The sequence below is a fragment of the Variovorax sp. MPBD4-3 genome (assembly GCF_058809745.1).
The window spans coordinates 23,689-47,516 of record NZ_JBXASW010000016.1 but is presented as its reverse complement, the minus strand read 5'-3'; the positions used below and the strand labels follow the sequence as shown (position 1 = coordinate 47,516).

At 60.7% G+C, this 23,828-nt stretch carries 22 protein-coding genes and 2 riboswitches; of the genes, 15 read left to right on the top strand and 7 right to left on the bottom strand.

The window, feature by feature from the left end; translation table 11 throughout:
- Positions 1-8: 8 nt before the first annotated feature.
- Genes AC1RVW_RS12485 through AC1RVW_RS12470 form a run of 4 tightly spaced genes read right to left on the bottom strand, consistent with a single transcriptional unit; the run spans position 9 to position 3,507 of the window.
- The gene (locus tag AC1RVW_RS12485; RefSeq protein ID WP_493200206.1) at positions 9-647 is read right to left on the bottom strand and encodes a LysE family translocator; all 639 of its coding nucleotides are present in this window, start codon (positions 645-647) and stop codon (positions 9-11) included.
- Between the two features lie 21 nt (positions 648-668).
- Positions 669-1,871 carry an aminotransferase-like domain-containing protein gene (locus AC1RVW_RS12480; RefSeq protein ID WP_493200205.1) on the bottom strand — a complete coding sequence of 401 codons (1,203 nt, stop codon included), beginning with the start codon at positions 1,869-1,871 and terminating at the stop codon, positions 669-671.
- Between the two features lie 53 nt (positions 1,872-1,924).
- Positions 1,925-2,911, bottom strand: a complete 987-nt coding sequence (locus AC1RVW_RS12475) for a DMT family transporter (RefSeq protein ID WP_106935836.1) — start codon at positions 2,909-2,911, stop codon at positions 1,925-1,927.
- Positions 2,908-3,507 (bottom strand): LysE family translocator, encoded by a 600-nt coding sequence (locus tag AC1RVW_RS12470; RefSeq protein ID WP_081268328.1) that lies wholly within the window; start codon positions 3,505-3,507, stop codon positions 2,908-2,910. Before AC1RVW_RS12470 ends, AC1RVW_RS12475 begins: the two co-directional genes overlap by 4 nt.
- A 122-nt stretch (positions 3,508-3,629) precedes the next feature.
- Between AC1RVW_RS12470 and AC1RVW_RS12465 the strand changes: the two genes are divergently transcribed.
- The 3 genes from AC1RVW_RS12465 to AC1RVW_RS12455 all read left to right on the top strand — a co-directional run bounded on the left by AC1RVW_RS12465 (position 3,630) and on the right by AC1RVW_RS12455 (position 7,281).
- Positions 3,630-5,093 (top strand): aminotransferase-like domain-containing protein, encoded by a 1,464-nt coding sequence (locus AC1RVW_RS12465; protein ID WP_493200203.1) that lies wholly within the window; start codon positions 3,630-3,632, stop codon positions 5,091-5,093.
- A gap of 91 nt (positions 5,094-5,184) precedes the next feature.
- The gene (locus AC1RVW_RS12460) at positions 5,185-5,955 is read left to right on the top strand and encodes a PhaM family polyhydroxyalkanoate granule multifunctional regulatory protein (protein ID WP_493200202.1); all 771 of its coding nucleotides are present in this window, start codon (positions 5,185-5,187) and stop codon (positions 5,953-5,955) included.
- Between the two features lie 45 nt (positions 5,956-6,000).
- A complete protein-coding gene (locus AC1RVW_RS12455) occupies positions 6,001-7,281 on the top strand; it encodes an FIST signal transduction protein (protein ID WP_493200200.1) in 1,281 nt (426 codons plus the stop codon).
- Positions 7,282-7,299: 18 nt separating this feature from the next.
- On the opposite strand, the gene AC1RVW_RS12450 is transcribed toward AC1RVW_RS12455, so the two are convergent.
- Positions 7,300-8,601 (bottom strand): D-amino acid dehydrogenase, encoded by a 1,302-nt coding sequence (locus AC1RVW_RS12450; protein ID WP_493200198.1) that lies wholly within the window; start codon positions 8,599-8,601, stop codon positions 7,300-7,302.
- Between the two features lie 93 nt (positions 8,602-8,694).
- Positions 8,695-8,802: riboswitch (glycine riboswitch) on the bottom strand.
- 17 nt (positions 8,803-8,819) lie between these two features.
- A riboswitch (glycine riboswitch) is annotated at positions 8,820-8,923 on the bottom strand.
- 125 nt (positions 8,924-9,048) lie between these two features.
- Between AC1RVW_RS12450 and rfbB the strand changes: the two genes are divergently transcribed.
- From rfbB to AC1RVW_RS12390, 12 genes are all read left to right on the top strand, one after another.
- On the top strand, positions 9,049-10,119 hold the full coding sequence (gene rfbB / locus AC1RVW_RS12445; RefSeq protein ID WP_493200196.1) for a dTDP-glucose 4,6-dehydratase: 1,071 nt from the start codon (positions 9,049-9,051) through the stop codon (positions 10,117-10,119).
- Positions 10,116-11,006 (top strand): dTDP-4-dehydrorhamnose reductase, encoded by an 891-nt coding sequence (rfbD, locus tag AC1RVW_RS12440; protein ID WP_106935829.1) that lies wholly within the window; start codon positions 10,116-10,118, stop codon positions 11,004-11,006. Before rfbB ends, rfbD begins: the two co-directional genes overlap by 4 nt.
- 29 nt (positions 11,007-11,035) lie before the next feature.
- Positions 11,036-11,932, top strand: coding sequence for a glucose-1-phosphate thymidylyltransferase RfbA (rfbA, locus tag AC1RVW_RS12435; RefSeq protein WP_493200194.1), 897 nt, complete (start codon positions 11,036-11,038; stop codon positions 11,930-11,932).
- Positions 11,929-12,477, top strand: a complete 549-nt coding sequence (gene rfbC / locus AC1RVW_RS12430) for a dTDP-4-dehydrorhamnose 3,5-epimerase (RefSeq protein WP_493200192.1) — start codon at positions 11,929-11,931, stop codon at positions 12,475-12,477. Before rfbA ends, rfbC begins: the two co-directional genes overlap by 4 nt.
- Before the next feature lie 159 nt (positions 12,478-12,636).
- Positions 12,637-14,568, top strand: a complete 1,932-nt coding sequence (locus tag AC1RVW_RS12425) for a glycosyltransferase family 4 protein (RefSeq protein ID WP_493200190.1) — start codon at positions 12,637-12,639, stop codon at positions 14,566-14,568.
- On the top strand, positions 14,555-15,322 hold the full coding sequence (locus tag AC1RVW_RS12420; RefSeq protein WP_493200188.1) for a glycosyltransferase family 2 protein: 768 nt from the start codon (positions 14,555-14,557) through the stop codon (positions 15,320-15,322). The genes AC1RVW_RS12425 and AC1RVW_RS12420 overlap by 14 nt, the downstream gene beginning before the upstream one ends.
- Before the next feature lie 11 nt (positions 15,323-15,333).
- Entirely contained in the window at positions 15,334-16,893 is a 1,560-nt protein-coding gene (locus AC1RVW_RS12415) for a hypothetical protein (RefSeq protein ID WP_493200186.1), read from the top strand.
- Positions 16,894-16,984: 91 nt separating this feature from the next.
- Positions 16,985-17,956, top strand: a complete 972-nt coding sequence (locus AC1RVW_RS12410; RefSeq protein ID WP_493200185.1) for a glycosyltransferase — start codon at positions 16,985-16,987, stop codon at positions 17,954-17,956.
- Positions 17,953-18,909, top strand: a complete 957-nt coding sequence (locus tag AC1RVW_RS12405) for an NAD-dependent epimerase/dehydratase family protein (RefSeq protein ID WP_493200183.1) — start codon at positions 17,953-17,955, stop codon at positions 18,907-18,909. Before AC1RVW_RS12410 ends, AC1RVW_RS12405 begins: the two co-directional genes overlap by 4 nt.
- Before the next feature lie 56 nt (positions 18,910-18,965).
- Complete coding sequence (locus tag AC1RVW_RS12400; RefSeq protein ID WP_493200181.1) at positions 18,966-19,370, top strand: GtrA family protein; 405 nt, start codon at positions 18,966-18,968, stop codon at positions 19,368-19,370.
- Between the two features lie 170 nt (positions 19,371-19,540).
- Positions 19,541-20,893 carry a rhamnosyltransferase WsaF family glycosyltransferase gene (locus AC1RVW_RS12395; protein ID WP_493200179.1) on the top strand — a complete coding sequence of 451 codons (1,353 nt, stop codon included), beginning with the start codon at positions 19,541-19,543 and terminating at the stop codon, positions 20,891-20,893.
- 95 nt (positions 20,894-20,988) lie between these two features.
- On the top strand, positions 20,989-22,062 hold the full coding sequence (locus AC1RVW_RS12390; protein ID WP_493200178.1) for a glycosyltransferase family protein: 1,074 nt from the start codon (positions 20,989-20,991) through the stop codon (positions 22,060-22,062).
- Positions 22,063-22,065: 3 nt separating this feature from the next.
- On the opposite strand, the gene AC1RVW_RS12385 is transcribed toward AC1RVW_RS12390, so the two are convergent.
- Positions 22,066-22,767: an ABC transporter ATP-binding protein gene (locus AC1RVW_RS12385; RefSeq protein WP_106935807.1), complete on the bottom strand. Its 702-nt coding sequence runs from the start codon at positions 22,765-22,767 to the stop codon at positions 22,066-22,068.
- Between the two features lie 3 nt (positions 22,768-22,770).
- Complete coding sequence (locus AC1RVW_RS12380) at positions 22,771-23,574, bottom strand: ABC transporter permease (RefSeq protein WP_106935806.1); 804 nt, start codon at positions 23,572-23,574, stop codon at positions 22,771-22,773.
- Between the last annotated feature and the right edge of the window lie 254 nt (positions 23,575-23,828).

Below are 23,828 nucleotides of genomic sequence, written 5' to 3'. Positions count from 1 at the left end.
AGCCCTCTTCAGCGAGGTGAAGGACGATCGAGGAAGAGCAGGCGCACGGCCAGCCCCAGCATCACGGCGGCCAGCAGGCCGCTCTGGAACCGCGCCGCGCCGGGCCGGTCGTGCAGCCAGCGGCCGATCTGCCCGCTGCACGCGCCCAGCAGCGTATTGAAGGCCAGCGCGGCCATCGACAGCACCACGCCGAGCTGCACCAGCTGCAGCGGCACGCTGCCGCGCGAGGGGTCGACGAACTGCGGCAGAAACACCATGAAGAACAGCAGCGCCTTCGGATTGACAAGGTTGTTCAGCAGCGCCATGCGCACGATGCGGCCGAAGCCGGCCGGCTGCGCCCGCGCGCCGACGCGAAGGCCGCCGCCGCTTCGCAGCGCCTGCACCGCCAGCCACACCAGGTACAGCGCGCCCGCATAACGCAGCACGTCGAACGACGGCGGCCACGCCGCCACCAGCGCGGTGACGCCGGTGGCCGCGAACAGCGTGTGCACCAGGTCGGCCGCCGAGATGCCGACGGCCGCCGCGAACCCGCCGCGCGGACCATGGGCCACGCCGTGCGAGAGCACGAACGCCATGTTCGGGCCCGGCGACAGGAACAGCGCCAGTACCGCGAGCAGGAAGAGCGAGAGCGTCGCGAGGCCGATCAAGGAAAGGCTCCTGTGAGGCTTTCAGATCTGCGCGGCTGCGAGCTGCCTGTCGCCGAGCAGCACCAGTTCTTCGCGCAGCGTCTGTGCCAGCGCGGCGATGGCGGTGTCGATCTCTTCCACGCTCGCGGTCACGAACGACAGGCGCAGCGTGCGCGGATCGCCTTCGCCCGCGTAGAACGGCGCGCCCGGCACGAAGGCCACGTTGCGCTCCACCGCCTTGGGCAGCAGCGTGACGGTGTCGACGCCCTCGGGCAGGCGCGCCCACAGGAACATGCCGCCCTTGGGCGCGTTGAACTTCACGTCCAGGCCGGCCATCTCGCGTTTGAGCGCGGCGATCATCGCGTCGCGCTGGCGCTTGTAGAGGGCGCGGATGGTGGGCACGTGGCGGTCCAGGAAGCCGTCCTTCATGACGGCCGAAACCATGCGCTGCGTGAAGATCGGCGTGTGCAGGTCGACCGCCTGCTTGGCCTGCAGCAGCTTCGGGTAGATCGACTTGGGCGCCACCAGGAAGCCCAGGCGCAGGCCGGGAGCCAGCACCTTCGAGAACGAGCCCAGGTAGATCACGCCTTCGGGGTTGCGCGCGGCCAGCGGCAGCGGCGGGGCTTCGTCGAACCAGAGCTCGCCGTAGGGGTTGTCCTCGACGATCGGCAGGTTGGCTTGCGCGGCGGCGGCGGACACGGCGGCGCGGCGCTCCTCGGTCATGGTGCGGCCGGTGGGGTTCTGGAAATTGGGCAGCAGGTAGACGAAGCGCGCGTCCTTGGCCTTGGCCACGAGGTCGTCGACGATCACGCCTTCGTCGTCGCTGGCCACGCCCACGGGGGTCGGCTCCATCGGGCCGAAGGCCTGCAGCGCGCCGAGGTAGGTGGGCGTCTCGACCAGCACCTTGCTGCCCGGATCGATCAGCACCTTGGCGACGAGGTCCAGCCCCTGCTGCGAGCCGGTGGTGATGAGCACCTGCGAGGCGTCGACGTCCCAGGGCAGCATGTCGGCCACGGCCTGGCGCAGCGGCGCGTAGCCTTCGCTGGCGGCGTACTGCAGCGCGGCCTGGCCGTCGTTGTGCAGCACTTCGGCGCAGGCGTCGGCGAACGCCTGGATCGGGAAGGTCTTGGGCGAGGGCAGGCCGCCGGCCAGGCTGATGATGCCGGGGCGCTCGGTGACCTTCAGGATTTCACGCAGCACCGAGGGGTTCATCTTTGCGGCGCGGGCGGCGAGTTTCCAGTTCATGGCTTTCTTCTTTCAGGCGGTGAGGTGAGATTCGAAGGAGAGGGTACGGCGGATCAGCGTCCGTGCGGGCTGGCCTTGCGGGCGGCGGCAGGCGTCATTTTCGGCGCTGCGGCCTGTGCCGGGTTGGTGGCGGGGCTGGCCGGCTGCGACAGCCGCTTGCCCACGACCACGGTGGACACCACCGCGATCGCGAAGCCCAGCGTCACCACGTCGAGCGGCTCGCCCAGCAGCGGGATCGACGCCAGGATCGACAGGAATGGTTGCAGCAGTTGCGTCTGGCTCACACGCAGCGCCCCGCCCAGCGCCAGGCCGCGATACCAGGCGAAGAAGCCGATCCACATCGAGAACATGCCCACGTACACGAAGGCGAGCCAGGCCGAGGTGGCAACGGGCTGCCGCGGCCAAAGCGCCAGCGTGGCCGGCAGCGTGACGGGCAGCGCCATCACGCAGACCCAGCAGATCACGCGCTCGGCGCCCAGCGACGGCGTGACCTGCGCGCCGTAGATGTAGCCGAACGATGCCGCGACGACCGCGCCGACCAGCAGCAGGTCGGCCCACTCGAAGCCGAAGCCGTGCCCCGCCTGGCTGGCGCGCAGCACCGAGAACACCACCACCAGCAGGCTGCCCGCGATGGCGCAGAGCCAGAAACCCAGCCGTGCGCGCTGGTGCAGCACCCAGGCCGCCACGGCCGCGGTGACCAGCGGCAGCAGCGCCGTCACCACCGCCGCATGGCTGGCCGTGACCACGCGCAGCGCGTAGGCCAGCAGCAGCGGAAAGCCGACGGCATTGCCCAGCACCGCGATGCCCAGCGGCCGCCACTGGTGCGGCGCCGGGCGCGGCGAGCGCGTCACCAGCAGGAAGACGGCCGACAGCACGCCCGCCAGCGCCGCGCGCCCGAGCGTGACGAACCAGGGCGACAACTGCGGCGCGTCTTGAGAGCCGGTGGCCAGCCGCGTCATCGGCAGCGTGATGGCGAACATGGCCACGCCGACGACGCCGAGCCACATGCCCAGCGTCTCGTCCTTGATGCCCGGCCTCATACGCTCACCATCCACCAGGCGGTGAGCACCAGCACCAGGCCCATCGCGCGGTTGAACCACAGCAGCCGCGCGCCTTTGGACAACCAATCGCGCAGCAGGGCACCGACCAGCGCATAGGCGAAGTTGCTGGCGAAGGCGAAGAACAGCATCACCGGCGCCACGATGGCGAAGCGGCGCAGCGCATCGGGCTGCCCGGCGATCCAGCCGGCCACTAGCGTGAGCGCCAGCAGCCAGGCCTTGATGTTGACGAACTGCAGCATCACGCCCTGGCCGAAGCCGACCGACAGCCTGGCGCTGTCGGCGTTGCCGAGCGTCGCGCTGCCGCTGAGCTTCCAGGCCAGCCACAGCAGATAGCCGATGCCCAGGGCCTTGATGGCCACCCGCAGCGGCGGCACCGCCACCACCAGCGCGCCGATGCCTGCGGCGCACAGCACCAGAAGCAGCGTCCAGCCGACCGGCACCGCGACCACGAAGCGCATCGCGCGCGGCAGGCCGCCGTTGGCCGCCAGGGCGGTCGAGAGCGTGGTGTTGGGACCGGGCGAGAAACTCATCGCCGTGGCCAGCACCAGCAGCGCGGTGAATTCTTGCCAGTTCATGACACACACTCTAAACTTGAGACCATTACAGTTCCAGTACAGATGATCGAACAAACACTGAAACTGTATTGGTCATTCCTTCGGCACAGAGCCCACAAGGCTCTTCTGGAACACGGGCACGCATGCTGACAAGAACCTCCACCCAGTCGCTCACGGGCCAGCTGGCCGACCGGCTGGCCGAACGCATCCGTACCCGGCTGCTGCCGCCCGGCGCGCGGCTGCCCTCCGTGCGCGAATGCGCGCGGCAGCAGGGGGTGAGCCCCTACACGGTCGTCGCCGCGTACGACCAGCTCCTGGCGCAGGGGCTGGTCGAAGCCCGCCGGCAGCGCGGCTTCTATGTGCGCGACGCCGCGCCGGTACAGGAAGGTCGCCTGGCCAATCGCACCAATGGCACCCATGGGACCAATGGCCCGGATGCCATCGGCATGCCGGCGGCCATCGCCGTGCAGATGATGGCCTCGCGCGTGCCGGCCGACGCCAGTTCGCTGATCCGCAGCATGTTCCACCGGCCCAGCGACAAGCCGCAGCCGGGCATGGGCGTGTTCCCGCCCGACTGGATGTCGTCGACCTTCATGCCCACGGCCGTGCGGCGCATGACCAGCACGGCCGCCCTGCAGGAGCTGTCGCTCCAGTACGGCGAGCCCGCCGGCGACATGAGCCTGCGGCGCAGCCTGTCGCAGAAGCTGGTGGGCATCAACGTGCCGGCCACGCCCGACCAGATCGTGACCACCATCGGCGCCACCCATGCGCTGGACATCGTGAGCCGCACGCTGCTTCGCGCGGGCGACCCGGTGATGGTCGAGGAGCCGGGATGGGCGCTCGAATTCGCGCGGCTCGAGGCGCTGGGCATGCGCATCCTGCCGGTGCCGCGCCGCGCCGACGGACCCGATCTGGAGGTGATGGCGCAGTACTGCAAGCTGCACAGCCCCAAGCTGTTCGTGAGCGTGAGCGTGCTGCACAACCCGACCGGCTACAGCCTCACGCCGGGCAGCGCGCACCGCGTGCTCAAGCTGGCGAACGAGCACGACTTCCACATCGTCGAGGACGACACCTACAGCCACCTCGCGCCCGAGCACGCCACCCGGCTCAGCGCGCTCGACGGGCTGCAGCGCACCATCTACGTGAGCGGCTTCGCCAAGATCCTGGCGCCCAACTGGCGCATCGGTTTCCTGGCCGCGCCGCCCGCGCTGAAGGAGCGGCTGCTCGAGACCAAGCTGCTGGCCACGCTGACCTCGCCCACGCTCTTCGAGCGGGCGCTGTCGTGGTGCATCGACCAGGGCCAGCTGCGCCGGCATTCGGAGCGGGTGCGCATCCGCCTCGACGGGGCGCGAGGGCGGGCGGTGAAGCTCGCCATGTCGCACGGCTGCACCTTCGCGTCGGAGCCGGCGGGGCTGTTCGGCTGGGTCGACACGGGCGTGGACACCGACGCGCTCACGCAGCGCATGCTCGACCAGGGCTACCTGCTGGCGCCGGGCTCGCTGTTCCATGCGCGCCGGCCGCCGAGCACCATGATGCGCATCAACTTCGCGACCTCGCAGGACGCCACTTTCTGGAAGGTTTTCAGCAAGGTCCGCGACGAACTCTGACGGCAGGTAAATCCCCGCGCCGGCCGGGCCGGACGGCAAGGGCTTGGAGTAAGCTGGGAACACAAGAAAACCCTCCCAGGAGACCTTCCGCATGAGCAACGCCAGCAAGCCCTTCGACTTCAGCCAGTTCGTCCCCGGATTCGACTTCCTGAAGAACCTCGCCGGCGGCGCCGCGGCGGGTGCAGGCGCCGGTTCGGTGCCGGGAATTCCGAGCCTCGCGAGCTGGGTCGCACCAACCCTGAGCGTGGAAGAAGTCGACAAGCGCATCCAGGAACTCAAGACGGTCCAGTACTGGCTCGAGCAGAACGGCCATGCGCTCAAGGCCACCATCCAGGCGCTCGAGGTGCAGAAGATGACGCTGTCGACGCTGCGCGGCATGAACGTGCGCATGGAAGACATCGCCAGCGCGTTCACCAAGCAGGCTGCTGCCATGGCCCCGGCGCCCGCGGCAGCAGCCTCGGCAGCCCCGGTCGAGCCGGAGCCCGAGGAGGTCGAGGAAGAAGACGAGCTGCCCGAGGAAGAGGAAGCGCAGGCGCCGCAGAAAACGAAGACGCGCGCGCGTCCGGCCGCCGCGAAATCGAAGGCCGGCGAGGGCGCCGGCGTGATCGATCCCATGCAGTGGTGGGGCTCGCTCACCGAGCAGTTCCAGCAGATCGCCAGCTCGGCGCTGCAGGACGCCGCGCAGCTGAAGGTGCCGGCCATGGCCCAGCCGCTGGCCGACGCGGTCGGCAAGGCGATGGGCGGCAAGCCGGCGGCAACCAAGGCCCGCAAGCCCGTTGCCGCGGCAAAGAAGGCGGCGGCTCCGGCCGCCAGGAAAAAGACGTCGACCGCCGCGCGCAAGCGAACCTCCAGCCGGCGCTGACGTCATACCCATACATTTTTTGGAAAGAACGGGTTGGCACGCATCATGAAACTGTTTCCCTCCGGTCATGCCACCCATCCGCAATGGCGCATGGCGGCCGGCCTCGTGCTGGCCCAGTTGCGCGCACAGATGGCATTGCCCGACTACGCGCCGTCGCCGACGCTCGGGCTGCTCTACATCACCGACCACTACGCCGCCGAGGCGCAGGACATCCTCGACCACCTGAGCGCCGAACTGCCCGAGGTGACCGACTGGTCGGGCACCGTCGGCATCGGCGTGGCGGCCAACAACGCCGAATACTTCGACGAGCCCGGCATGACGCTGATGCTCTGCGCGCTGCCGAGCGACCAGTACCGGGTGTTCTCCGGCGTCGCGCCGCTGGGCAACTCCGAAATGAGCGGCTTCGAGGCCCACACCGCGCTGGTGCACGCCGACCCGGCCACGCCCGACCTGACCGAGCTGATCGCCGAGATGGCGGGCCGCACCGACACCGGCTACCTGTTCGGCGGGCTCTCGTCGGGCCGTGGCGGCGCGCTTCAGTTCGCGGTCGGCGGCAACGGCAACATCCGCGGCCATGGGGCGGCGGGCGGTGTGTTCTCGGGCGGCCTGTCGGGCGTGGTGTTCGGCGACGGCGTGCGGCTGGTGTCGCGCGTCACGCAGGGCTGCCAGCCGCTGCGCTCGGGCGCGGTGCGCAAGCGCGAGATCACCGAGGCCGACGGCAACCTGCTGCTCAGGCTCGACGGCGAACCGGCCCTGGACGTGCTGCTGGCCGACCTGCAGGTGTCGCTGGAGAGGCCGCAGGAAGCCATCGACGCCGTGCGCAACACGCTGGTCGGGCTGGCCGACGCGGGCAGCGACGGCATCCGCCGCACCGGCGACCTGGGCGCCGACGTGCTGGTGCGCCACATCATCGGGCTCGACCCGACGCGGCGCGGCATCGCGATTGCCGACACGGCCGAAGCCGGCATGCGGCTGACCTTCTGCCGCCGCAATGCGCAGGCGGCGCGGGCCGACCTGATGCGCATCTGCGCCGAGATCCGCGAAGAGCTGGAGCCCGAAGAGCAGACGCTGGCCACCGCGCGCGCCGTGGCTGCCGGCGAGGCCGAGGCGGCGCCGCATCCGGCGCGGCGCATCGCGGGTGCGGTGTACGTGAGCTGTTCCGGGCGTGGCGGCCCGCATTTCGGCGCGCCGGGCGCCGAGTTGCAGATCGTGCGGCACGCGCTGGGCGACGTGCCGCTGGTCGGGTTCTTCGCCGCCGGGGAGATCGCGCGGCACCACCTGTATGGCTATACGGGGGTGTTGACGGTGTTCACGTCCAACGACTGAACACCTTTCAGCCTCGGATCATGCCGGCTGCAGCATGCGTGGCTGCGGCGCCGGCATCCCCGTGAACGCGAAATCCACCTCCGGTGCGAGCCCGCTCACGATACGCGCGATCGACTTGCCGGAGCCGCAGGCATGCGTCCAGCCGAGCGTGCCGTGGCCGGTGTTGAGGAACAGGTTGGCGAGCTTCGTCTTGCCGATCAGCGGCACGTTGCTTGGCGTGGCGGGGCGCAGGCCGGTCCAGAACTGGGCCTGCGTGGTGTCGCCGGCGCCGGGGAACAGCTCTTCGACACGGCGCACGATGGCTTCGCAGCGCACGCGGTTCAGGTCGCGGTCGTAGCCGTTGAGCTCCGCCGTGCCGGCGATGCGCAAGCGGTCGCCGGATTCCGAGGTGTAGCGTGAGAACACGAGCTTGAATTCGTCGTCGGTCAGCGAGACCTGATGCGCTTTGGAGGCGTCCTTGACGGGCAGCGTGACCGAATAGCCCTTGGCCGGATAGATCGGCAGGCGGATGCCCAGCGGCGCCGCGAGCAGCGGGCTCAGCGAGCCCATCGCCATCACGAAGGCGTCGCCGCGAATGCGCTGGAAGCGGCCTTCGGCATCGGTGACCTCCACGTGGTCGATGCTGCCGCCGGCCTCGCGCAGGGCGGTGACGGTGTGGCTCATCAGGAATTTCACGCCGGCTTCGGCCGCGAGCCGGGAGAGTTCGCGCGCGAAGCGGTTGGCATCGCCGGATTCGTCCTCGGCTGTGTAGGTCGCGCCGGCCAGCTTGGGGCGGATGTGGGCGAGGGCGGGCTCGATCTTCACGGCCTCGTCTGCCGAGATGACCTGGCGTTCGCATCCCAGGGCGCGCATCTGCTCGGCGGGCGCGAGGGCGCCGTCGAATTCCTTCTGCGTCGTATAGAAGTGGAGGATGCCCTGGGTTCGCTGGTCGTAGGCGATGCCGGTGTCGCGGCGCAACTGTTGCAACATCGAGCGGCTGTATGTGCCAAGACGCACGATCTGCTCGATGTTGTGGCGGGTGCGCGCCGGCGTGCATTCGCGCAGGAACTGCAGGCCCCACAGCCACTGGCGCATGTCGGCGCGGATGCGGAACAGCAGCGGGGCGTCTTCCTTGCCCAGCCATTGCAGCACCTTGAGCGGCGCGCTGGGGTTGGCCCAGGGTTCGGCATGGCTGACGGAAATCTGCCCGCCATTGGCGAAGCTGGTTTCGGCGGCCGGGGTGGCCTGCCGGTCGATCACGGTCACTTCGTGGCCGAGTTGCTGGAGGTAGTAAGCCGAGGTCACGCCGAGCAGGCCGGCGCCAAGAACGATCACGCGCATTTCAAGTACCTTTGAGGTGCTGCGCTTGAACGGCGGGCGAGGGTGAATACTATTGAATTAATAGCAAGCAACCGGACGACCGCTGTCCAAGTTGCCGCTCCCCCTGTCCTCGGTACCTGAGAGATTCATTCGTTGCGCCATTGCAACGAATTTGCTCCTTCGGTGCGCCACGTGAAGTGGCGTCTCTCCAGACGGCGTTTCAGTTGATGCAGTACTGACCCCTTGCCGAAATCCAAGACTTCGTCGGGCCGACCTGAGCGTTTATGGGAGTTTGCGCCTTCGGTAGGGCCACCGGGGTGGCCCGCTCTCCTGCGGTATCGCGAACGATTGTAAACACGCCGAGGGCAGAACGGTAACGTCTTGTGTTTCCGCCAATTGGCCCAATGGGATAATCGAACGTTAATGTTCATTGCGACACGGCGATGACTTTCAACTTCAGGGGACCCCATGATCTTGGTTACCGGCGGCGCTGGCTTCATTGGCGCCAATTTCGTACTCGACTGGATCGCGAGCAGCGACGAGCCTGTCGTGAACCTCGACAAGCTGACCTACGCCGGCAACCTCGAGACGCTCGCATCGCTCAAGAACAACCCACGGCACATCTTCGTGCAGGGCGACATCGGCGACAGCGCCCTGGTCGACCGCCTGCTGGCCGAGCACAAGCCGCGCGCCGTGGTCAACTTTGCCGCTGAATCGCATGTGGACCGCTCGATCCACGGCCCCGAAGACTTCGTGCAGACCAACGTGCTCGGCACCTTCCGCCTGCTCGAATCGGTGCGCGGCTACTGGAGCGCGCTGCCGGCCGACCAGAAAACGGCCTTCCGTTTCCTGCATGTGTCGACAGACGAGGTCTACGGCTCGCTTTCGAAGACCGACCCGGCCTTCACCGAAGAGAACAAGTACGAGCCCAACAGCCCGTACTCGGCCAGCAAGGCCGCCAGCGACCACCTCGTGCGCGCCTGGCACCACACCTACGGCCTGCCGGTGCTCACCACCAACTGCTCCAACAACTACGGCCCGTTCCACTTCCCCGAGAAGCTCATCCCGCTGATGATCGTCAACGCGCTGGCCGGCAAGCCGCTGCCCGTGTACGGCGACGGCATGCAGGTGCGCGACTGGCTCTACGTGAAGGACCACTGCAGCGCCATCCGCCGCGTGCTCGAGGCCGGCAAACTGGGCGAGACCTACAACGTGGGCGGCTGGAACGAGAAGCCGAACATCGAGATCGTCAATACCGTGTGCGCGCTGCTGGACGAGCTGCGCCCCAAGGCAGACGGCAAGCCCTACAAGGAGCAGATCACCTACGTCACCGACCGCCCCGGCCACGACCGCCGCTACGCCATCGACGCACGCAAGCTCGAAGCCGAACTCGGCTGGAAGCCCGCCGAGACCTTCGACACCGGCATCCGCAAGACCGTCGAGTGGTACCTCGCGAACAGCGAGTGGGTGCGCAACGTGCAAAGCGGCGCCTACCGCGAGTGGGTCGAGAAGCAATACGACGCAAAGGCCGCGGCATGAAGCTGCTGCTGCTGGGCAAGGGCGGACAGGTCGGCTGGGAACTGCAACGCAGCCTTGCGCCGCTGGGCGAACTGGTGGCGCTCGACTTCGACAGCACCGATTTCCACGCCGACTTCAGCAGGCCGGAGCAATTGGCCGAGACGGTGCTGAAGGTCCGCCCCGACGTGATCGTGAATGCCGCAGCACACACGGCCGTCGACAAGGCCGAGAGCGAACCCGAATTCGCGCGCAAGCTCAACGCCACGTCGCCCGGCGTGGTGGCCGAAGCCGCCCAGCAGATCGGCGCGCTGATGGTGCACTACTCGACCGACTACGTCTTCGATGGCAGCGGCAGCAAGCCCTGGAAGGAAGACGACGCGACCGGCCCGCTCAGCGTGTACGGCCAGACCAAGCTCGAAGGCGAGCAACTGGTGGCGCAGCACTGCCCGCGCCACCTGATCTTCCGCACAAGCTGGGTGTACGCGGCACGCGGCGGCAACTTCGCCAAGACCATGCTGCGCCTGGCCAAGGAGCGCGACAAGCTGACCGTCATCGACGACCAGTTCGGTGCGCCCACTGGTGCCGAGCTGCTGGCCGACGTGACGGCCCATGCCATCCGCGCCACGCTGCAGGATCCGGCCAAGGCCGGGCTCTATCACGCGATTGCGGGCGGTGAAACGACATGGCACGGCTATGCGCGCTTCGTGCTCGAAATGGCGCAGCAGGCCGGCGTCGAGCTCAAGGCCGGCCCGCAGGCTGTCGAGGCCGTGCCGACCAGCGCCTTCCCGACCCCGGCGAAGCGCCCGCACAACTCGCGTCTTGACACCACCAAGCTGCAGACCACTTTCGGCCTGCGCCTGCCGCCCTGGCAGGAAGGCGTTGCGCGCATGCTGCGCGAGACGCTTTGAAGAACAAACACCCACGAAAAAACAAAAGCATGACCAAGACGACGCAACGCAAAGGCATCATCCTGGCCGGCGGTTCGGGCACCCGCCTGCACCCGGCCACGCTTGCCATGAGCAAGCAGCTGCTGCCGGTGTACGACAAGCCGATGATCTACTACCCGCTGAGCACGCTGATGCTCGGCGGCATGCGCGACATTTTGATCATCAGCACGCCGCAGGACACGCCGCGGTTCCAGCAACTGTTGGGTGATGGCAGCCAGTGGGGCATCAATCTGCAGTACGCGGTTCAACCGAGTCCGGATGGGCTGGCGCAGGCTTTCATCATTGGTGAGAAGTTCGTAGGGAATTCGCCCAGTGCGCTGGTGTTGGGGGACAACATCTTTTATGGGCATGACCTGGCACATCTGCTCGGCGGTGCTGATGCGAAGAACTCTGGTGCCACCGTCTTTGCTTATCACGTGCACGACCCCGAGCGGTATGGAGTGGTGGCATTCGACGCCAAGGGCAAGGCCAGCAGCATCGAAGAAAAGCCGCTGAAGCCGAAGAGTAGCTATGCGGTGACGGGCCTCTACTTCTACGACAACCAGGTCGTAGATATCGCGAAGGCGGTGAAGCCGAGCGCGCGCGGGGAACTGGAAATCACGGCGGTAAATCAGGCGTACCTAGACCTCGACCAGCTCAATGTGCAGATCATGCAGCGCGGCTACGCGTGGCTGGATACTGGCACGCACGAGAGCCTGCTTGAAGCGGGCCAATTCATTGCGACGCTTGAACATCGCCAAGGGCTGAAGATTGCCTGCCCGGAAGAAATCGCTTGGCGCAACGGATTTATCGATCGCGATCAGTTGGCCAAGCTTGCCGCGCCGCTGCAAAAGAATGGTTACGGCAAATACCTAAACCACCTGCTCGCCGAGGAGGTTCGCTCATGAATGTGGTCAAAACCGCCATTCCAGAGGTGCTGATCATCGAGCCGAAAGTATTCGGCGATGCGCGTGGTTTCTTTTTCGAGAGCTTCAACCAGCGCGCATTTGACGAGGCGGTTGGCAAGAAGTTTGAATTCGTTCAAGACAACCATTCCAAATCGTCGCGTGGCGTGCTCCGAGGCTTGCACTACCAGATCCAGAATGCGCAGGGCAAACTAGTGCGCGTTGCCCGCGGCGCAGTGTTCGACGTGGCAGTAGACATTAGGCGGTCGTCGTCAACTTTCGGCCATTGGGTCGGCACTGAACTTAACGACCAGAACCACAAGCAACTGTGGATTCCGCCAGGGTTCGCGCACGGGTTTCTTGTTTTGAGTGAAAGCGCGGATTTTTTGTACAAGACCACTGACTATTACTCGCCCGAGCATGAGAGGTGCATCGCTTGGAACGACGCACATCTGCGTATCGAATGGCCTGATATCGGCGTTCTGCCGCAATTGTCGAAAAAGGATAGCGAAGGTTTACCGCTGAGGCAGGCAGATACCTTTGACTGAAAAAATTTCGCGCCCCGCAAAAAATTTGCTGATCAAAATTACATTGCTCCAATTCACTGCGATCTTGACGATGTTCTCGGCATCGGCGCACTTTTGAAGGCTTCGAACCGGTCGAGCGGATTTTCAATAATGCAGGCTTATGAGTTGTGGAAGTAGATAATGAATGTTAAGGATGTGCTGGCACGCGCTGTCCGGTATATGAGGGAATATCGAGCCGCCAGCTTGGTTAAAAGGTCTGGCTTCTTCGACAAGGACTGGTATCTAACGAGGAACCCGGACGTTTCAGCTAGCGACGCGTTGTCGCACTTCCTTCGTTTCGGAGGAAAAGAAGGAAGAGCTCCGAGCGAGAAATTCGACTCGGCGTGGTATCTCCAGACGTACAAGGATGTTGCGCTCAGCGGAGCAAATCCACTTGTCCACTATCTCCAGTGGGGAACCAGCGAAGGACGTGAAATAGCTGGCACTTATTCAGCTGTTGCCGGTTCTCCGAACTCCTATTCGATCAATGGCGTTTTGCTAAGCGAACAAGAGGCTCGTGACCTTGAAATTCTTCGAGCTACCGACCTGTTCGATCCCGAGTGGTATCTGGAGACTTATCCCCATCTTCAAGGTCAGGATCCTTATCTGCATTTCCTGCGATATGGCGGGTTCGAAGGACTAAAGGGAAGTGAAGAATTCGATTGTGCTTGGTACGGAGAAATCTACCCCGATGTGGTTCTGCACAACGTGCACCCACTGCTCCACTATCTGGAGCACGGAATCAAAGAAGGCCGCTTTAAGGGCATGAGTCCAAAGATCTCGGCCGTCGTGAAACAAACGGTCGCAGATTTAATGGCGCTCGATCCAGAAATCGAAGCTTGCCATCCCTTGCATGGGAAGCACCTTCGGCTTAGACCCAATTTCAGTATTCCATCGGACGAACTCGGTATCGCTTGGCGAGATATCTTCAACGATCTTCCAGACGGGATCGAGCACATCCTTTTCATGCCTTGGTTGGTCAAGGGTGGCGCAGACTTAGCCGGCGTAAATATGGTGCGGGCGGCTCAGGAAAAACTGGGCGTCCGGGCCGTGCTACTGGTGTTGACGGACCATGCGAACGTGGATGCCTTCGATTGGTTGCCCACGGGAACGCAAGTGCTGGTTCTTTCCGACTACGACGCAAAGCTAAATCAAAAACAAAGGCAACGAATCGTCGAAGCTCTGATATTTGCAGTTCAACCAGCGTCAATCATGAATGTAAACAGCTTGGCGTGTTGGGATGCCATTCTGGAAAAGGGCCGCGCCTTCAAAAAAATCTGTCGAATTCATGTGGCACTGTTTTGCCGTGACTTTACTGAAGACGGCCGTGGTGCAGGTTATGCGGACACCCACTTTCGGGCTGGCATCATCAATGTCGATACGGTGTATTTCGATACTCAAGTATTTTTAAACGAAGTGGCTGAAAGATTCGGCTTGACTGAGTCGCTCAAACAGAAGTTGAAATTCTTGCCGCAGCCAGCATTGGATGATATTCATTCCCTGCATGACAATGAATTGTCGCCCAATCCGCAACCCGCTGTGTTCTGGGCCGGACGATTCTGTTATCAAAAAAATACGGAGTTGCTGGTTCGAATTATCAAGAAGAAACCGCCTGTGACACTGGACGTGTATGGAGGAGGTGAGGTCGCGCGTGAGAATGAGTTGAAATCGCTCGCGAGTGAATTTCAAAACGTCAGTGTTCTTGGTTTTTTTTCATCATTCAATAAACTTCCGCTGCAAAAATACAGCGCATTTCTTTTTACTTCGCGCTTCGAGGGGATGCCAACTGTGCTTATCAACGCGGCTGCGGCAGGCGTTCCGATCATTGCGAGCAATGTGGGTGGCGTATCGGAACTCGTTACGCCGGAAACTGGTTGGTTGATCGACGCGCTGGACGACGAAAATGCATACTGCGCGGCAATTCAGCAAATTGTCGGCGATCCCGCAGAGGTCGCAAAGCGTCTGGAAGCGATGAGAAAAAAGATCGGAACAGAGCGCTCGTGGACTGCGTTCAAATCGAAGCTTTTTTTTCCTTCAAAGACAAGTAGCGGAGTCGCAAATGTTCAAGGTTGACGTAACCGCGGTTGTGAACGCGCACAGGGAAGGCTTGTTGTTGAAACCCACGCTGGACAGTGTTCGAAGATGTTTTGAATCAGCACGAGAAAAAAACCTGACTGTCGAACTACTGGTGGCCATGGATCGTTCGGACGAACTCACCAAGGAGGTCGTTCAGCGCTGTATAGCCGATATGGAAAACGCAAAAATAATTCCCATGGACTATGGCGATGTGGGCCATTGCCGAAATCAAGCTGCTTTGCTTGCCGAGGGCGAATATATCGCCTTTCTTGATGGCGATGATTTATGGGAAAAGAGTTGGATCGTCAAGGCGCTCGAGATGGCGCGATCGGACCCGCGTGAACTCGTGCTTCATCCGGAGTTGAATGTCTATTTCGGTCACGACCCTCATGTTTTCGTCCATATCGACAGCGAGAGCGAATCCTTTGATTTAGCGGGCTTGGCATTGGTCAACTATTGGACATCATTATGCTTCGTGCGCCGGGGTTTTTTGGTTGAAAACCCTTACCCGGAAACAGATCTTCTCGCACAAATGGGATATGAGGATTGGGGGTGGAACCTCAAGGCAATTTCTGCAGGCGCAACACATAAGTGTGTTTCGGGCACGGGTCACGCAATACGCATGAAGCGAGTTTCGCTTGTTCGTCAAACGAGTTCTGCAGGATGCATCGCCGAACCGAGTGATATTTTTTCTGATGCGTTAAAGAAAAAGCAAAGGGGTGCGAAATCAAAGCTTCGCATAGCGGCATAGATGGCATGAGGATGACTGATTCTTCCTTTGTCAGGTCGACAAAGCTTTTTGGCTACAGGTTCGACGAGCAGCCAATACAGCAACACATCCGATTGCTATTAATATTCTTTGCGGTCGCGCTTGTTGCCAAAGGTGGCGCAGTGCTTCGCGGCTTCGCCGTTGATGACTACGCATTTGGGCAGGGATTCAACAAAGGGGAGTTAGGTGTTTTTTTGACACAGGGGCGATTTCTGCTGGGGGCGCTCGATTGGGTAATCGATTCCCTCGGAGTCAACATAAATGACCTGTACCTTTCCCTTGGACTTTGCGCCCTGTTATTGCAAGCGGCACTCGTTTTGGCAATATTGCGATTTGTTGGTGCTGCGAATGCATCAGGTACCGTGCTTATTGGCTCGGCAATGGTTATACACCCATACCTGTCAGAAATACTGACATTTCGTATGGTGCTTCCGGGCTATTGCGTTGCTGCGGCGCTTTCAATCGTTGCATTGGAAGCTGCGTCAAGCAAGAGTGCAGGCCTCCTTAAGCACGTAATTTGCACGCTCGCTACGCTTAGCATGCTATTTGTGTACCAAGGGTTTCTTAACTACTTCGCGGTAGCTATCATTTTTGCTTTTTTGTTTGAGGCATTTTCTGATGTTAAGTGTATCGATGCACCTAAGGAATCTACACGCTCAAGAAACTATGTAACGCTTGCAATAAGTTGCGCGCTATCGGCGTTCATGTTTCTTGCAATTCTGGCGATCCTCAAGCAAGTTGGATTTATCGAGCCTACGGGGCGGTCGAAGTTTATTTCATTGCACGAGATTCCTGCGCGAATGGCTCAGGTCTGGGCTCTCTTTCAGAATGTATTTTGGAAAAATGAGCCAATCGCGCCACATTGGCTGAAAGTTATGCTTGCGTTTCCTGTTACGGTTGGCGTCGCAGTTTTGTGTGAGCGTTTTATAAAAATGTTTCGAAGTGGCAGTACGCCTCATCTTTTTGGAATCGTCATAGCTGTTGTTTTGCTCATTCCCGCGACCGTTGGTGTGATCCTACCCTTCAAGGACTGGTATCCGGTTGCCCGTGTGCTTCCCCAAATACCAGTGATTTTCGGTTTGTTGCTTTTGTTATCTGCGCCATTTTTAAAATCGATCCTGAATGGGTGGATTTTTCGACTATCGACGGCGATGATAGTGTTTGTCGTTTTTGCATTTGTTTTTATCAACAACCAGATTTTTGCAGATCAGCAGCGAATCAACGGTTGGGATCGAATGGAGGCAAACAGAATTGTTTCGCGTTTGGAACAAAGACCGGATTTTTTAGAAGTAAAGTTTGTATATGTGGGCGGTGGGAGTTGGCGGCACTCTGCCAGGATGAGCATGATTCAGGGGGATATGAATATATCTGCGTTTTCGCCTGAGTACTCCAAGGTTCCGCTTTTGGTGGAGGTATCGGGCTACAACTTCAAAAAAGCATCTGGAGCTCAAAATACTGTTGGGGAGGCGTATTGTGCAAAGGCGTCGCCGTGGCCCGACGTTGGGGCTATTACTGTCGTCGACGATCTGGCGATTATTTGCTTGGCCCAATGAGTTTGCTATCAATTCAAACTGCAGGACCATTCTCAGCCACCCAATGCGCCCCTATGCAACCCGTTAAAAATTCGATCACCGGAATACAGCAATGAAAACACCTCATCGAGTTTCCATCGTTATTCCGGTCTACGCCGGGCAGCAAACGCTACCCAGGCTCATTACCGAGCTTGTGAAACTTACGCAGCCTCAGCTGACGCAAGGCGGGAATGAATTCTTCGTCTGCGAAGTCTTGCTTGTGCATGACTGTGGGCCCGACCGCTCAGACCTTGCAATCGAACAGCTGGCAGGCATGTATGAGTTCGTCCAGCCGATCTGGCTTTCCCGTAACTATGGGCAGCATGCTGCAACGATGGCTGGAATGGCGAGCGCGACCGGCGACTGGGTCGTTACGATGGACGAAGACGGCCAGCAGGATCCACAAAGCATTGCTGCAATGCTCGACATGGCGCAAAAAGACGCGCTTCAACTCGTTTACGCACAGCCAACCAATCCTCCTCCGCACGGTTGGTTGAGGAATTTGGCGAGTTCTACTGCCAAGGCGATCAGCAAGCGATTGCTGGGCAACAAATCAATTGGTCGCTTCAATAGCTTCAGGTTGATAGACGGAGAAATTGCTCGAACGCTCTCTGCTTACTGCGGAAACGGCGTTTATCTTGATGTGGGCCTGTTTTGGATCACCGGCCGGGTGGGGCATTGTCCTTTGCGCCTCAGAGAAGAAATGGGAAGGCCATCTGGATACTCTTTCCTTTCTTTGATCAGGCATTTCTGGAGCCTCGTTCTTACGACGGGAACAAGACCTCTTCGCCTTATTACTGTTGTTGGTTTCTTCTCCATTCTTCTCGCACTTGGGTTTGCTCTTTACGCAGTCTATGAAAAATATACCGGTCAGGTGCCGGTCGAAGGCTGGACTTCGCTCGCAGTAGTTGTGGCTTTTTTCTCCGGCGTGATTCTCACCGCGCTCGGCGTGATTGCGGAGTACTTGGCAGTGACGATGGGTATCGTTATGGGGAAGCCGTTATACGTGGTCAGTTCGAAGCCGACGCGATCGAATCGACCATGACGTTGACTTGGGTGATTGGTGCTCGTGGTTTGCTGGGTTCGGCTTTCGGTCGAGCGCTTTCATTTGATGAAACAAAATCGTTTGCACCGGTTGAGCGGTTTCATTGGTCAGACGAATTGCGACTGGCTGTGCAGCTTGAAGAGGCGGTCGAGACGTTTGCTTTGGATGCTGCTGGCCATGAACGATGGGAAATTTATTGGGCCGCAGGCGTAGGAACGATGGGCAGCACTGCGGAAGACTTGATGCCGGAAACGCGCGCAATCGAAAAATTGCTGTCGCTGCTTCAAGCAAGCAAGCCCCTGATGGCAATGCCAGGCGGCATTGTTTTTTCCAGCTCCGCAGGCGCAATCTACGGCGCTTGTGGCGTCGACGTGGTGACGGAAGCATCGCCCGTTGCGCCGAGCAACGCATATGCTCGGGAAAAACTGAAACAGGAAGAGTTGCTTCGGGCTTTTGGTGTTGGCAATTCGAATATAGCTGTGCTTCTCGCCCGGATTTCCACACTTTATGGTGCAGGCCAGGCGCCAGGAAAGCCCCAGGGGTTGTTGACACACATTGCGCGCAGCATTATTCGTAACCGACCAGTCAGTATCTATGTACCCATCGATACGATACGCGACTACATATCTGTCGACGACGCAGCGATGAGCATCGTAAAGGTATTGCGTGGCTTGACTGGGCGAAGCGGCGTCTGGATGAAAATAATTGCGTCCGAACGTCCCGCGACGATTGCAGAAATAATTTCCATATTCAGGCGAATCGCAAGGAAATCGCCTCGAATCACCACTGGTGCAAGCAAGGCTTCAAGCCTGTATCTTCGGCGTGTTCAGTTCCGTTCAGTTGTGTTGAATGAGAATGGAAAGTCTTATGCTCGCAGTTTGACTGTCGGAATTGCTCAACTTCTTAGTTTTGAGCGTGCATTGCACGCCAATCCGAATCGGCACGAAACTTAATTGGCATGCAAATATCGCATCCTATCGTATTGCTGGATTGACTTCTCTGCACTCCTATGACCGCCGGAAAAATCCTTTCGTTTCAGTTCGCTCGGTTTCTAGTGGTCGGCGTTGCCAATACATTGATTGGACTATCTGTAATTTTTGCTGCTAAATATTTTTTCGACGCCCGTGACGTCGTTGCTAATGCAATCGGATATGCGGTTGGAATTTGCGTGAGTTTTACGCTGAACAGTCGCTGGACTTTTGCATATAAAGGTAACTGGGCTCCGGCGGTTGTGAAATTTTTTGTTGCCACGGGCATTGCCTATGTGGCAAATCTGGCGACAGTTGTGACTGCGATAGATTTGTTAAATCTGAATACCTACTTCGCCCAGACGATCGGTATGCCGGTTTACACGGTTACAGCTTACTTGGCCAGCCGGTATATAGTGTTTCGCAAGGTGGGCGGTGCTGGCTAGCTTTGGACTGATCATTGCGCTAGGCTTTAGATGATGTTGATTTCCAAGATTAATAAGTCGATGGAAATTTTTGTATTTTTGCTGGGATGAGTTGGTTGAATCCTGGTTTGATCCATGCGTCTTCTTGGAAATTAAATGCTGAAGTCAAATAATAAGATTGGAATTAATAAATGATTGCGCGAATTCGAAGATTTATCGCCTTCTGGCGAGCAAAAGGAACGGTTGCGACCGCAAGGTTGGTTCGCGCAAAGCTAGGTGCGGCTGTAGCCGGGCACCCTGTGCAGGCCATTCAAGACGCGGCGGCGCTTCGCGGCGCTGCGAATCGCGTACAGACCACGGTTCCCGAACTGCTGGGCAAACGTTTCGTGGCGCAAGAGCCGCTGAGTACGTACTCAATTCCCCGGCCAGAACTGCCGCGGGTCAGCTTGGTAACTGACAGCATCGGCTCAGGCAGTCTTTTCGGTGGTGTGGGCACAGCATTGTTGTTTGCGGCACTGCTGGCAAACCGGATGAATGCAACGCTGCGTATCGTGACCCGGACCGAAGCACCTTCGCCCGCGAACGCGGCTCAGATCCTGAGTGCTTACGGCATCGAACTGGTGCATGAAATTCAGTTTGCCTTCGCTGCGCACTCGGGGGCGGATACTGGACTGCTTCCAGCCGCTGAGGCGCGGGCCAGCCTGGATATCCACGCCGAAGAACTTTTCATCACGACGTCGTGGTGGACCACCGCCGCAACGCTTGCCAGCGTGCCGCCCGCCTCGATCATCTATTTGCTTCAAGAGGATGAGCGGATGTTCTATCCGTTCGGCGAAGACCGCGTGCAATGCGAGCGCGTGTTGCGCAATCAGCAGATCCGCTTCGTGGTCAACACACGGTTGCTGTTCGAACACCTCGTCGCCACCGGGTTGACGAACCTTGAACGCAATAGCCTGTGGTTCGAGCCCTCATTTCCCAAGACGCTCTTCCACCAGCGGCCGCGCGAGGCAGGTGGCAAGAAACGCTTTTTCTTCTATGCAAGGCCGAACAATCCACGCAATCTGTTCCACATTGGCCTCGACCTTATCGACCGTGCAGTCAACGAAGGTGTGCTCGATCTTGCGCAGTGGGACATTTTTCTGGTCGGCAAGGACATTCCGAACGTGAGCTTCGGCGATGGTTACGTGCCAGAGCGATGTGAAGGGCTTGATTGGGAAGCGTATGCCGACTTGGCGGGAACGATCGATCTTGGGCTGTGCCTGATGTACACGCCGCATCCCAGCTATCCACCTTTCGATCTTGCCGCCAGCGGTGCCGTGGTTGTTACCAACAGGTTTGCCAACAAGCAGGACCTGTCGAACTATTCGGCCAACATTCTGTGCGCAGACTTAAACACCGATGTGTTGGTCGATGCGCTACGCGCTGGTGTCGCGCTTGCCGACGACAACGAAACGCGAACCCGAAATCTGGCGGCCAACGGATTGGGCGCGGATTGGGTTCAGTCGTTCGAGCAGACGCTCCAAATCCTTGTTGCGCGACGCTGATGTTTGCCCTGGACATTCCTCCCGTCCCCTACGCGGACCCGTGGCTGCAGCCGCTGTCGACTCGGCTGTCCATGTTGTACAGAAGCAAGGTCCGCGTGGCCTACTTCTACGAAGAACCCAACAACAGCACCTTCCGCTACCGTGCCTACAACATGGCCCAGGTGCTGAATGAGCCTGACGCAGGCGACGTGTCGGCCAGCTATTTTTTCCTGTCGGACAGCGATCGGTTCGACGAGATTGCCGATGCCGCTGATCTGCTTGTGATCTGCCGGTCGCGGTATTGCCATCAAGTGAATGGCCTGATCACCAAGTTCAGGGCGCGCGGCAAGCGCGTGCTGTTCGATGTCGATGACCTGGTGGTCGACACCGACTACGCGCACCTCGTCGTGGCGACTCTGGGCCTCGACGTGACCCAGAAGGGTGTCTGGGACGACTGGTTTGCGATGATCGCCCGGATGCACCAGACGCTGAGACTGTGTGACGGAGCGATCACGACAAACGCGTTCCTCGCACAGAAGATCGCAGACTGCTCCGGCCTGCCTGTGGCGGTCATCCCGAACTTCATGAACAAGGAGCAACTCGACTTGGCGGAGAAGGTCTTTGCAGCGAAGGAACGCGCGCGCTTCTCAGGCAACGGAAAGACCATCCTTGGGTATTTCAGCGGTTCGCCCTCGCACCGCCTCGATTACGCGATCGTGGAGCCATCGCTGGTGGATGTGCTCGCCGAGCGGCCGAATGTGGAGGTGATGGTCGTTGGCTATATTGACCACGGCCCTGCCATGCGCGAGTTCCGGCATCGAATCAGCCGCCAGCCGTTCCATGACTACGTGAACCTGCAGCGACTGCTGGGCACGGTGGAATTCAACCTGATGCCGCTGCAATCGAATGCTTTCACCGACTGCAAGTCGGAGTTGAAATACTTTGAAGCAGCAAGCGTTGGGACCTTGAGCATCGCGTCACCCAGCTTCACTTACAGCCGCGCCATCAGCGACGGCGAAACCGGCTATCTGTCGAAGGCCCACGAATGGACCGAATCGATTCTTCGAGCGATAGACCAGAGCACCGAGGTGTATGCGTCGATGGCAGCGCGGGCGCGCGAGGATGCGTTGCGCAAGTTCGGCTGGCAGCACCAGCGCGAAACCATCCTCGACGCCTTGCAACTGGCCTGAAATTCAGCGCTCGACGATCCGCCCGTGCTCCATGTGGATCACCCGGTTGCATTCCTTGGCAATCAATTCGGGTGAATGAGATGCCAGCACCAGAATGCCTGACTTCGACACCACGTCCCGCATGCGCTGCTCGGCCTTTTCAGTGAAGGCGGCGTCGCCCACGGAGAGCCACTCGTCCATCAGCAGGATGTCGGCTTCGACGCTGGTCGAGATCGAGAATGCGAGGCGCATCATCATGCCGGTGGAGTAGGTGCGAACGGGCATGTTCACGTACTCACCCAGTCCGCTGAATTCGCAGATTTCGGGTGTGAGCCGGTCGACTTCTTTCTTGCTCATGCCCATCACGAGGCCGCGCAGCATGATGTTCTCGACGCCGGTTGCATCCATCTCGATGCCGAGCGCGGGATCGATCAGGCTGGCTACCGAGCCTTGGCGCGTCAGCTCGCCCGATGACGGCTCGTAAACACCCGCCAGCGTACGCAGCAGGGTGGACTTGCCCGCGCCGTTGTGGCCGATGAGGCCCAGCCGGTCGCCGCTTTTCAGTTCGAGGTTGAGGCCGCTGAGGGCCTGCACCACGGTGACCCCGGTTTCCTTGCCGAAGCGCCCCCCGGTAACCGAAGCCGCAAGTGTCTTCTTGAGTGATGCCGAGCCCGCGCCGTAGATGGGGAAGCTGACCGAAACGTTCTTGAGTGAAATGGAAGCCATGGATCAGAGCCAGTAGACGACGCGACGGCGGTATTTGACGAACAGCACGCTGGCAAGGGACAGGCACAGCACGGTCCACACGCCGATGCCGATCCAGCTGTGAATGTGGGCCACGCCGCCCATGAGCGGGGTGCGCAGCAGGTCGAGCATCTGCGCGAAAGGGTTCCACAGCACGTACTTGGCGCGGCCCGGGAGGTTTTCGGGCAGCCAGAACACTGGAGTCAGGAACATCAGCATCTGCATGACGCTGGTGACGATCTGCGTCACGTCGCGGTAGCGGGTGCAGACGAGGCCAAGTAGAAGGCCAAGCGCATGCGCGTTGACGATGAGGATCAGGAAAGCGGGAATGACCAGCAGCGCCGACCATGACAAGGAGATGCCGGCCCAGAGCGCCACGGGGATGTACAGCACGATCTGGTGGGCGAACTGGATCAGGTTGCGCGACAGGCCTCGCCATACGAACAGGCTGATCGGGAAGTAGCCCTGCTTGAGATAGTTGGACGATCCGACGAAGGCGTTGCAGGCATCGGTGACTATCGTGGAGAACAGGCCCCAGAAGATCACGCCGAGCGCCAGATGGGGAAAGAACTTGTCGAGGTGTGTGCCGAAGAGCGAGGCATACAGCGGGCCCATGCCGCCGATCATGACGCCCATGCTCAGCGTGAGCCAAAGGGGGCCGAGCATGGAGCGCCGGTAGCGCAGGACGATGTCGAACCAGGCGAGGGTCCACCAGATGTCCGTGCGGCGTGTCCCTTCCCACCAGTCGGCCCATGCGCTGCGGTGAAGGTTGGAGTGAACTTGACTCATGTGCGTCGATACGAGACTGCGTGCGCGGACTGTGGCGTCTTCGCCCGAACAACTCCGGATCCCTCCTGGCCAAGCGAGAGCGTCTTGCCGGGGGCGCTGGAGGGCCGCCTCATCTTTATCCTTTGTGTGAACCGAGCGATTTTACCGGGCGAGGTGAACAGGCCATTCCGATATACCTGCGGCAGGCACCACACAGGGCAGAAACGGGAAGCGAAGATAATCGCCCGCTGGCTGACATCGAGCCCTGACTCCTC